Source organism: uncultured Limosilactobacillus sp., from assembly GCF_934202235.1.
Lineage (GTDB): Bacteria > Bacillota > Bacilli > Lactobacillales > Lactobacillaceae > Limosilactobacillus.
Window position 1 is genome coordinate 1 of sequence record NZ_CAKPXS010000056.1, and the last position, 9,984, is coordinate 9,984.

The window sequence follows — 9,984 nt, forward strand, 5'->3', positions numbered from 1 at the left end:
CCCAGCTTTTGTTCAAAGTTGGTGTATGACAATCCGTAACCGAATGGGTATTGAACCAACTTATTGTACTGGTCCTGATTGTCACCATAACGGGTTTCAAAGTACTTGTAACCAACATAAATTCCTTCGGTGTAGTTGGCGAAGGTCATCTTCGGGTCGTTAGCGTAGTGGAAATCGCCGAAGTTGTTGTTAGACGGTGAATCCTTGTCGTTGTATAGGTAGGTGTCGACCAGGCGACCAGACGGGTTCGTCTTTCCCCGGATAATCTTGCCTAGGGAGTTGAAACCCTGCTGACCAGGGCCGGCCATCCAAATGGCACCCTTGACATGGTTGTACTGATTCAAGAAGCCCAGCTGCATTGGGTTCGCCGAGTTAATAACAACGACGACGTTCTTAAAGTCCTTGTTGACCTTGGCCAACATATTCTTTTCCGTTTGGTCTAATTCAAGGTATGACTGTCCCTTCTTAAAGTCGCCCTTGTTACCGTTGTAGACGGCACCCTTTGGCAGCTTTGTCATATCTTTTGGCAAGTCAGCGCCTTCACCACCAGAGCGGCTGATCACCACGACGGCATTGTCAGAGTACTTCTTCGCGTGGTTCATCATCTTAGCCGAGTAAGTACTTGCCTTTGGTTCCGGCAGCGTCCAATCTTGTTTCTGCATCGAAATTTGTGGTCGACTCTTCCGGTAATGACGGTAGAAGTTGTACAACTGCATATTTGGCTTAAAGCCAGCGTTTTCTAAGCCCTCATACAGGGTGGTTTGCTTGATGGCGCCAACACCACCAGAACCAGTTCCCCCGTAGAGCGGGTTCGTCGACGCCCAGCCAAAGACGTTAACGTTCTTTTGTCCGTCAAACGGCAAAACATTATCATCATTCTTCAGCAGGACTGCCCCTTCACCAGCAATGTCTTCGTCGGTGGTGGCGGACTTCTTCAGTATTTGTGAATTAATCGGTGCTAGTTTAGCCTGTTGCACGCTCAACAAGGCTGACATTGGTCCCACCATCACGATGTTGACCGTCAAAATCAGGACGCCCACAAAGGCCAGAAATGATTCCCACTTAAACCAGAAGTTAAAGCGGTCACTGCGGTTGCGGAAAACGATCAAACCGATGATGATCATTACCAGCAATACTCCCGCTGGAATAAAGTATTTTCCTGCTAAGTTCACAGTTGAAGTAATGTCGTTGATCGAAACGATCCCCTGCTTCATCAAACTACTGATGACTAACCAGGCGACGAGGGCAATGATAATAATTACCCCAAAAATGACGCCCAGCGTAATCCACAAACTGCGGAGTTTGCTTTTGCTCTTGTGCATCAGAATTTGCTCCCCTCATAAAATAGAAATAATTGCTTACGGCGTTTAATATAGCGCTTTCATTAATTGGTATACGTGTTTGCGCATAAGTGGTCATCTGGCACGCATAATTGGAAGCGGCTTCAAATTGCTCTAAACCAATCTTGTGTAGTAAACAATAAAGTGCCGTCCACTAATTAGGCTGCCCACCACTTTGGTGGGTAGACCACTGACTACTTCATGATGACAAACTTCATCATCGGCCAGTTAATTACCACCTGAACGACAATGTTAACAATGTTAGCCACCGTTGCTGCCCAACCGCCAATGTATGGCTTAGTAACGGAAATGACGTACGGCGGCAGCCAAACCGAGATAATCCCGGCAACGGTCACCGTTAAAATATACCAGAAAATGACTTTCCGGATCTGAACGTGTGACCCGAAAACGACTTTCCGTTGCACAAAGAAGTTCACGATCTGCGCTGCTACATAGGCAAGCAGGAAGGCAACGAAGCCACCAAGCCCGCCCTGCTTGCTAGAGTAGTGAAAAATCCACCAGGAGAAAGGCGAGTTCATATTTTTCAAGAATGCCATTGAAATCCACAAAACGACGAAATTAGTAATTGTGGCGACGTTGCTGAAAATATTAAACATAATAAACTGCCAAATATCTGGATGTTCATTCTTAAATCGCTTGATAGCGCCGATCATCCCGCCAGACGCTTGTACTTTTGACTCTGCCATCTTACTTAACCCCCAAATCGGTATGCTTGTTACGTGAATTATTGCGGAAATAGTCGCGGATTAGTCGCCCTACACCACGCCAGAAGTGGCCATTAACTCCCATCAAGATGTCATCAACCATTGTCTGGTCAACGGCCCCACCGGTCATCTTGGCAATGGCCCTAAACGGCATATTGTACAAGAAGAGGATATTCAAGTCCGGCTTGCCAGCCGCCTCGCTGGCAGCCAGTTTTTTCTTCAAAACGGCATAAACCCGGCGGCCAACCCAGCTCTTCGCCGTCCTTAAGTCACTTAACGGGTCATTTACCTGCAATGCTTCACCCTGCTGGCGCTGCTGGTTAACCGGCACTGCCCGACCGTAGAGGAGGTCAAAGGCAGCACCATCAACCTTATCCAGCTGGCAGTCATAATAGGCCGCCAATTGCGGGTTTCGGGGCGGGACGGTAACCCCTTGCCGTTCGATTTCCCCCGTCAGCTTAATGTCAGCAGAGCTACTTCCCACCATTAACTGGTAAGTGCCACTTTCGGTTTGCCAGGAATGGCTGGCCACGTCGTAGTAACGGAAAGTCTTATCATCAAAAGCAATGGTAACGTGCTTGGTCTCCCCGGCCGCTAACCGCACCCGGGTAAAGCCCTTGAGCTCCCGTGTCGGCCGGATTAAATTAGATTCCGCCTTGCCAACGTAGAGTTGAGCAATTTCGTCGCCCGCTACATTGCCGGTGTTAGTGAGGTCGAATTCCACCCGGTCGTCCTTGATGGTGAGGTGGTCGTAGCTAAAGGTGGTGTAAGAAAGGCCAAAGCCAAACGGGAACTGAACGGGCACTTGCGCCGTTTCATAATAGCGGTAGCCGACAAATGGTCCTTCTTTGTAGTAGGAATGCCGTTCAACTGCGGGGTAGTCGCTGCCAAATGGTACGTCCGCGTAAGATAACGGGTAAGTTTCAGCCAGCTTGCCAGCCGGGTTAACTTTCCCGGTCAAAACATTCAGCATCGCGCTCGCCCCGGCTTCACCACCAAGGTAGCCATCAACCACTGCATTAACCTTGTCCAGCCACGGCATAGTGATCGCCGAACCAGCACTGAGAACCACAACAATTGGCTTACCAATAGTCGCCAGTTGCTGGATCAAGGCGTTTTGGTTGCGCGGCATCGACAGGCTCTTGCGGTCCAGCCCTTCAGACTCAGCAATTTCATCGAGGCCGCCACAAAAGATAACCACGTCACTGTTTTTCGCTAGTTGCAGAGCTTCGTCCACTAGTGTTTCGTCAGCCGGACTATTTCGCTTGTAACCGCGAGCATAACCCACCACGTTTAGTCCACTTATTGGCAGTTGGTCGACAATCGACTCTAATTGCTTGCTATTAACCAGTGATGAACCTGCTCCCTGGTAACGCGGCGTCTTTGCAAAGTCACCAATCACCGCCACCCGTTGATTACCCAATGGCAACAGATGGTCCTGGTTTTTCAGCAGGACAATACTTTTTTCTGCCGCTTGCCGAGCAACTTGGTGCTGGTGATCCCAATCAACTGTCGGGCGCTCGTTACTTGTTGCAGTGGAGCTCAAAACCGCACTCAACAGTTCATCAACTCGCTGGTCTAGCACCCTTTCGTCCAGCTTGCCGGACCGTACTGCGGTCACTACTTCCAGTGGACCGTTCACTCCCTGTGCTGGCATCGACAGGTTGCTTCCGGCTTTCAGACCGGCAACATGATCATTGTCGCCACCCCAGTCGGTCACAACGTAACCAGTAAAACCCCACTCTTTTCGTAGAATGTCAGTCAGTAGGTGGCGGTTTTCGTTGGCGTAGGTGCCGTTGACTTCGTTATATGAAGACATTACCGCACCGGGGTGTCCTTCTTTGACCGCAATTTCAAAATTAGTGGTGTAAATCTCACGGAAGGTCCGTTCGTCAACCACCGAGTTGGATGCCATTCGCCGGTATTCCTGGCTATTAGCAGCAAAGTGTTTCAAACAAGCCTTGGTGCCGTTTTCCTGGATACCACTGACCATCCCCGCGCCCATTTTACCGGCAAGGTAGGGGTCTTCACTAAAGTATTCAAAGTTGCGACCACACTTCGGATTGCGTTTGGTGTTCATCCCTGGTCCCAGCACTACCTGGACATTGTGGGCCTTGGCCTCGGTACCCAACGCCTGACCAACCAGCCGCGTCACTTGCGGGTCCCAGCTGTTGGCCAGTGTCGCCGCGGTCGGGAAACAGGTGGCCAGCACACTGGCATTTAAACCCAGGTGGTCACCTTCACCTTCTTGTTTCCGTAAACCGTGGGGACCATCCGACATAAAGATGGCCGGGACCTTCCCGGGCACGGCAGCTGTTTGCCATTCGGTTTTCCCGGACACCAGGGCCGCCTTTTGTTCTAATGTCAGCTGATCGATAACCTGTTGATTTTTCAGCATTTTCATTCCCCGTTCCTGACAAAAATTTCAACGATGCCAGTTTACCGCAAATGAAACCGTTTTTATGGGTGGACCGCATAGCTGGTTACTTGGTTAGCATAAGTCGCTCTTCTTTGTGGTAAAATGTATGCGCAATCATTATTTGATAAGAAAGGAGCTAGACCAATGCGGATCGCAATTGTGGAAGATGATGATAAAGCGGCCAATCAGTTAAAAAAGTGCATCCAACATTACGCTACGAAACACCAGCTCACCATTGATATCCTAGTCTTTAACGACGGGGTCCAGATTACCAGTGCCTACCCGGATAATCTCGACATCATCTACTTTGATGTCCAAATGCCAGTGATGGACGGCATGACCGCTGCCAAAAAAATCCGCCAGCACGATCCCCAGGTACTAATTGTCTTTTTGACCAACTATGTTCAGTACGCGATCGACGGCTACGAAGTTCAGGCCGCCGACTTCCTGCTGAAGCCGGTCACTGAATTCAGTTTCAGTGCTCATTTTGATAAGCTCCGCGCCCGGATCGGCAATCATGACCGCTTCGTGACCGTGAAGCACGGCGACGAAATTGATAAAATTATTCTCAGTGACCTCTACTACATCGAAAGTGCTGGTCACTACCTCAATTACCATACGAAAGATAAGGTCTACAAGACTATCGGCAGCCTGAAAAATGCCAGTAAAGACCTGGCTGATGCCCACTTTTTCCGCTGCAATTACGGTTACCTGGTTAACCTGGCGCTAGTCACCAGCGTTTCCAGCAATACCGTTCACGTTGGCCCCTTCGATCTCCAAATTAGCCGTTCACGCAAGAAAGATTTCATGGCGGCCTTAGCCAACTACCTGGGGACGGCTGAACTATGATTGGCCACGGTATAATTTGGCCGGACATTCCCCGCGTGGTCACCGGGGTGGCCGAATGGTTGGCCTGTCTCGAAATTATCCTGTTGCTCAACCACCGGCGACCGCAAATCTTAAAGGGTATCATCCTTTGCGGTTGTTTGGTCGGGCAGGTCCTCTTGCAGCTGTGGTGCGGCACCTGGCCGCTAACGCTCTGGATTCCCGGGATTCTCGTGAATATCTTGTGGATGCTCTACACCATCTGGTTAATCGTCCCGGAAGCCCGACTGCGGTTGCTCATCTACAGCGTCTGCCGGGCCTTCGTCCTTGCTGAGCTGTGGGCCTCACTCGCCTGGCTGCTGAATTGCTGGCTCATTTTTCCCCTCAACTTGCGGCTGCGCTACCAGTTATCCTTTGTCCTGGTTGTTTACCTGCTTTTATTCGCGGCCTTTTGTTACTTGCAACGGGCTTTTGCCCTCCGCAACATCAGTCGTCGGGAAGCAGTGACTGCCGGATTGACGGCCATGATGATTTTTGCCATTTCCAACGTTGGCTTTATTAGTAGCGCCACCCAGTCCTTTTTTGGCGGTTCGCCGGAGGTCTTTACCGCCCGCGTGATCGTCGACTTATGTGGGACCCTCATTTTGATTATTCAGGATAACTACCATGCGGTTAGCCAGTTACAAAACGACCTGCAAGCAATGGACTCAATGATGCAGTCGCAATACCAGCAATACCAGGAGTACAAGCAGAGTAGCGAACTGGTCAACCAGCATTTTCACGACCTCAAGCACCAGCTGTTGACTTTGGCACTGGAGGACGACAGCCAAAAACGGCGGCAGTACCTAAATGAAATTAATACCGACATTAATCTCTACAATGTCGGTGTCAAAACGGGCAATAAGATTGCCGACGTTATCTTAACCCGCAAAAATGCTTACTGCCGGCAACACCAAATTACTTTCACCTGCATTGCTAACGGCTCCCTCTTGAACATGATTAACACGATGGACCTCTGCAGTCTGTTGGGCAACTCGCTGGACAACGCGATTGAATCGGTAGAACAACTGACGGACCCAGACAAACGACTCATTAACCTGCGGATCGTTAATAAGGGACAGCTGGTGGTCTACCAGGTAGAAAATTACACTGATAACCCTGCCAACTTTGCCGACTTGCCACAAACGACAAAAAACGACAAGCAGCGGCACGGTTTCGGGTTGCGTAGTATTCGCCGAATTGCTGAAAAATATGGTGGAACGATGACCGTCGCTAATAACAACCACTGGTTCCGCCTCACCGTTCTCTTTGATCAACAAACAAAAACTAGCACCAAATAAAGCCGCACTTTTCTGTGCGGCTTTTCCTATGGGGATTTATAATGGTCATGTTTCATAAGGGAGGGTGATGAAATTGAAGCAACTAACCAGGGCCGACCTAGGTGATTACTGTAAGGTTTTCGCCTTTACCGCCGTTGTTTCCCAGCCCATCATGGCTTCGTTGCTAAATGTCAGCACCACTCACCAGAGTCAATTAGTGATCGGACTACTCTACGACTTAGTTAAGTACACCGCCCCGGCTTTTATCTTTGGCATCCTTTACTCCATGATGAGGACTCACGATCAGTCGCAGTTCGACCTGCGCGCTTATTACCGTCATGCCTGGTCGCTATTATTTGTCCCTTCCATCTGGTGGACAATGATTTACTTGCTCTTCATGCCCTGGTTGCAGCAGGTTAACCACTGGCATAACTTTTCGACCTTCTGCTGGCAGTTCATTAACGGGAACGCGGCACCACATCTCTGGTACAACTCCATGATGCTGCAATACATCATCCTGGTGCCGGTCTTCTGGCTAATGAGCCGTTGGGTCGGCCACAACCGACGCCGCGGGTGCTTGCTCGCCCTGGTGGTGCTCCTTGGCTATCTCGCCTGGCTGGCCTATTATGACTACTATGTCTTTCACGGACCCCATATGCACGATTGGTACTTGCTTGACCGCTTATTCATCTCCTTCTTTATTTACGCCTTTTATGGGATGCTGGCCTGGCAGTTTCGTCACCTTTATCAGCGGTGGGTATTGCGGCTGTTACCAGCTATCACCATCGCCTTCTTCGCCATTCTCGTCTGGACTAACCGGGAACTTTTCGGGTTTGGGTTCCCCGTTTCCCTGTATAACGCCACTTACTACAAGCCATCGATGACCGCCTACTGCCTCGTCATCATCGCCCTCATCAGTGTTCGCTTTTTTGCCGATCACCGCGCTCAAAAGGTCCGCCGGCTTAAGCTGATGCACTTTGTGGCTACCTACGCTCACCGGGCTTTCTTGTCTAACTTGTTCTGGGAGCAACTCTGCTGGCGAGGATTACAAATGCAACGGTACGCTGCAGCCCACCCAATACTCGTGTTGATATCAACCTGGCTGCTCACCTGGGTATTATCGGTTAATTCTGCCTGGCTAATTCACCATGGTTGGCTAATAGTTAAACGGGAACTAAACATTAAAGGAGCATGATGAAGAGGAAAAGGCCTCTTTGCCATGCTCCTTTTGTTATTAACTGAAACCGTACAATTTCTCGGCAATATTGTAAGTGGCCACCGTCATTTTTCGGCCCACTCTCCCGGGGAGGTTCACCACAATCCCAAAAGAGTTGCGGCGAAACTGGTGGTACAAGTGCTTATCGCCAGCCCTGATATCTCGCCATAACTGTCGTTTCTCCGCCAAACTCTCCCTGGTGTTTTGTTTGATCAACAATACCGAGGTAATGGTGGTAATAATTTGCAGGTACTTGCGCAAATATGATTGTAGTTTGGGGTTGATTTCTTGGTGGTGAATATAGAATTCCAACATAATCCGGTTAACCCGTAACTGCTGGTCAGCCCGGGTAATCATCACCGCATCATTAACTGACTGGTCATCCCGTCCCAGGAAGTAATGATACAAATCAATGTCCAGGTAGTACATTGTCTTGACATAAACCAACGGTTCAAAGACATAGATATTATCAACGTAGAAGGTATGCGGCGGCAACTGTAGGTGCGCTTCTTCAGTCAGCAACTTCGTTCGGTAAATCACCGAGTGCATCAGTAGGTACTTGCCAAAGGGAAAATGCACCTGGTCCCACCCAAAACGCTGCCGAATTAGTAGTTGCGGATAATTCATTACTTTTTGGTGGTGGGAACCCACCCGGTCAAAGATAAAGTTAGCAATTAACATATCAACAGGTTGCTGGTCAACAATCGTTTGTGTGAGAAAATCGAGCGCCTGTGCTAGTTTTCCCTGATCCAACCAGTCATCACTATCAACGACCTTCAAGTAAAAGCCACGGGCATTCGCCATTCCGGTATTGATTGCCTGACCATGGCCGCCATTCGGCTGGTGAAGAGCCCGAATAAATTGGTAGTTAGCCGCTAGTTTATCTGCCAGCTGCGGTGTCTGGTCGGTTGAACCGTCGTCAACTAGCAGTAACTCGACCTGGTCACCATACGGTAAAACGGGGTCGACGCAGCGCTGGAGGTAATCGGCAGAATTATAACAAGGGACAACAATACTGAGAACTGGTTGGTTCACGGCTCTTCGGACTCCTTTCAACGTAAAATACTGCCCATCATTATACCGGGAACGGGCGCAAATTGCACGACATCGTGGGTAAACATCCCCCAAGGATGCACAACTTGCATTTTCTCTCCCCAAAGTAATACGCTAAGGGAGGAAGGGATGATCATGATGCAATTAAAGATTGAACGAATTTATACCAAACCAGTAGACCTCGACGGCTACCGGATTCTCGTCGACCGGCTGTGGCCACGGGGCATTTCCAAGGTGAATGCTCACCTGGACTGGTGGGCCAAGCAAGTCGGGCCGAGCAACGAACTGCGTAAGTGGTTTGGTCACGATCCTGCCAAATATGACGAATTCAAACAACGTTACCTAGCAGAGTTAGCTGACAACCCAGCACTGACTGAGTTAAAAGAGAAAGTAACTGCTCAATTGGCCACCACTAACGTCATTCTCCTTTATGGTGCTAAAGATGAACAACATAACCAGGCTGTTATTTTGAAAGAGCTGTTGGACAAGCAGCTCGGCAACCACTAGTTGCGAGTACGCAACGAAGTATTACCCGGGAAATACCAGCAAGTTCTTGTTATCTCTCTACTTTGGGCGATAATGAAGATAAAACACACAAAGCGAGGGAATTTAATGGTCAAATTTAGCAAGCAATTAACAACGTTACGGCAAGCCACGGGGCTGTCACAAGAACAATTAGCTAACCAGTTGCACATTTCACGACAAGCAGTTTCCAAATGGGAAAATGGCACTGCCATTCCAGATATTGACAAGATTGTTCAAATTGCCAATATTCTCCACGTGTCGCTCGATGAGCTAGTTCTCGGGCAGAAACCGCAGCTCACCCCGTCTACGGTAGCCAACAAACAGCGACCACACATTAGTAACGGTTGGGATTTTCTGGCCCATTACTGGTGGCTGCTGTTTGCCCTCGCGGGGCTGATTTACGGGTTCTACGGAATGATTCACTAAGGTGATGGCAAAAGGCCACCACCTTTTTTATTTGAACCAGGTTGCCGACGTGCGGTAAGGTGAAGTGCCCTACAATTGTTAGACAAAATTGTCTAATGATTGTGGGGTATTTTTTATGACCAAATATAGCTCAGCA

General features: G+C 49.3%; 9 protein-coding genes. 5 read left to right on the forward strand and 4 right to left on the reverse strand.

Going from position 1 to position 9,984, the window contains the following annotated elements:
* The 3 genes from Q0E49_RS07370 to Q0E49_RS07380 form a co-directional block, all read right to left on the reverse strand.
* On the reverse strand, nt 1-1,322 hold a 1,322-nt coding region (locus Q0E49_RS07370), incomplete at its 3' end, for a glycoside hydrolase family 3 C-terminal domain-containing protein (protein ID WP_295747566.1).
* A 212-nt stretch (nt 1,323-1,534) separates the two neighbouring features.
* On the reverse strand, nt 1,535-2,047 hold the full coding sequence (locus Q0E49_RS07375; RefSeq protein WP_295747568.1) for a hypothetical protein: 513 nt from the start codon (nt 2,045-2,047) through the stop codon (nt 1,535-1,537).
* A 1-nt stretch (nt 2,048) separates the two neighbouring features.
* The gene (locus Q0E49_RS07380) at nt 2,049-4,463 is read right to left on the reverse strand and encodes a glycoside hydrolase family 3 C-terminal domain-containing protein (RefSeq protein WP_295747582.1); all 2,415 of its coding nucleotides are present in this window, start codon (nt 4,461-4,463) and stop codon (nt 2,049-2,051) included.
* Between the two features lie 165 nt (nt 4,464-4,628).
* Between Q0E49_RS07380 and Q0E49_RS07385 the strand changes: the two genes are divergently transcribed.
* The 3 genes from Q0E49_RS07385 to Q0E49_RS07395 all read left to right on the forward strand — a co-directional run bounded on the left by Q0E49_RS07385 (nt 4,629) and on the right by Q0E49_RS07395 (nt 7,823).
* On the forward strand, nt 4,629-5,333 hold the full coding sequence (locus Q0E49_RS07385; RefSeq protein ID WP_295747570.1) for a LytTR family DNA-binding domain-containing protein: 705 nt from the start codon (nt 4,629-4,631) through the stop codon (nt 5,331-5,333).
* The gene (locus tag Q0E49_RS07390; RefSeq protein WP_295747572.1) at nt 5,330-6,649 is read left to right on the forward strand and encodes an ATP-binding protein; all 1,320 of its coding nucleotides are present in this window, start codon (nt 5,330-5,332) and stop codon (nt 6,647-6,649) included. The genes Q0E49_RS07385 and Q0E49_RS07390 overlap by 4 nt, the downstream gene beginning before the upstream one ends.
* A gap of 67 nt (nt 6,650-6,716) precedes the next feature.
* Nucleotides 6,717-7,823 carry an acyltransferase gene (locus tag Q0E49_RS07395; RefSeq protein WP_295747574.1) on the forward strand — a complete coding sequence of 369 codons (1,107 nt, stop codon included), beginning with the start codon at nt 6,717-6,719 and terminating at the stop codon, nt 7,821-7,823.
* A gap of 39 nt (nt 7,824-7,862) precedes the next feature.
* Here the strand turns inward: Q0E49_RS07395 and Q0E49_RS07400 are convergent, their stop codons facing one another.
* Nucleotides 7,863-8,879: a glycosyltransferase family 2 protein gene (locus Q0E49_RS07400; RefSeq protein ID WP_295747576.1), complete on the reverse strand. Its 1,017-nt coding sequence runs from the start codon at nt 8,877-8,879 to the stop codon at nt 7,863-7,865.
* Nucleotides 8,880-9,032: 153 nt separating this feature from the next.
* On the opposite strand from Q0E49_RS07400, the gene Q0E49_RS07405 reads away from it, so the two are divergent.
* Both Q0E49_RS07405 and Q0E49_RS07410 read left to right on the forward strand, forming a co-directional pair.
* On the forward strand, nt 9,033-9,404 hold the full coding sequence (locus Q0E49_RS07405) for a DUF488 family protein (protein ID WP_295747578.1): 372 nt from the start codon (nt 9,033-9,035) through the stop codon (nt 9,402-9,404).
* A 105-nt stretch (nt 9,405-9,509) separates the two neighbouring features.
* Nucleotides 9,510-9,848, forward strand: a complete 339-nt coding sequence (locus Q0E49_RS07410; RefSeq protein ID WP_295747580.1) for a helix-turn-helix transcriptional regulator — start codon at nt 9,510-9,512, stop codon at nt 9,846-9,848.
* Nucleotides 9,849-9,984: the final 136 nt, after the last annotated feature.

Excerpts from the sequence above, each read along its gene's own strand:
- Q0E49_RS07405 (WP_295747578.1), top strand. The coding sequence starts at position 9,033 with ATGATGCAATTAAAGATTGAACGAATTTATACCAAACCAGTAGACCTC.
- Q0E49_RS07375 (WP_295747568.1), bottom strand. The coding sequence starts at position 2,047 with ATGGCAGAGTCAAAAGTACAAGCGTCTGGCGGGATGATCGGCGCTATC.
- Q0E49_RS07385 (WP_295747570.1), top strand. The coding sequence starts at position 4,629 with ATGCGGATCGCAATTGTGGAAGATGATGATAAAGCGGCCAATCAGTTA.
- Q0E49_RS07395 (WP_295747574.1), top strand. The coding sequence starts at position 6,717 with ATGAAATTGAAGCAACTAACCAGGGCCGACCTAGGTGATTACTGTAAG.
- Q0E49_RS07390 (WP_295747572.1), top strand. The coding sequence starts at position 5,330 with ATGATTGGCCACGGTATAATTTGGCCGGACATTCCCCGCGTGGTCACC.
- Q0E49_RS07380 (WP_295747582.1), bottom strand. The coding sequence starts at position 4,463 with ATGCTGAAAAATCAACAGGTTATCGATCAGCTGACATTAGAACAAAAG.
- Q0E49_RS07410 (WP_295747580.1), top strand. The coding sequence starts at position 9,510 with ATGGTCAAATTTAGCAAGCAATTAACAACGTTACGGCAAGCCACGGGG.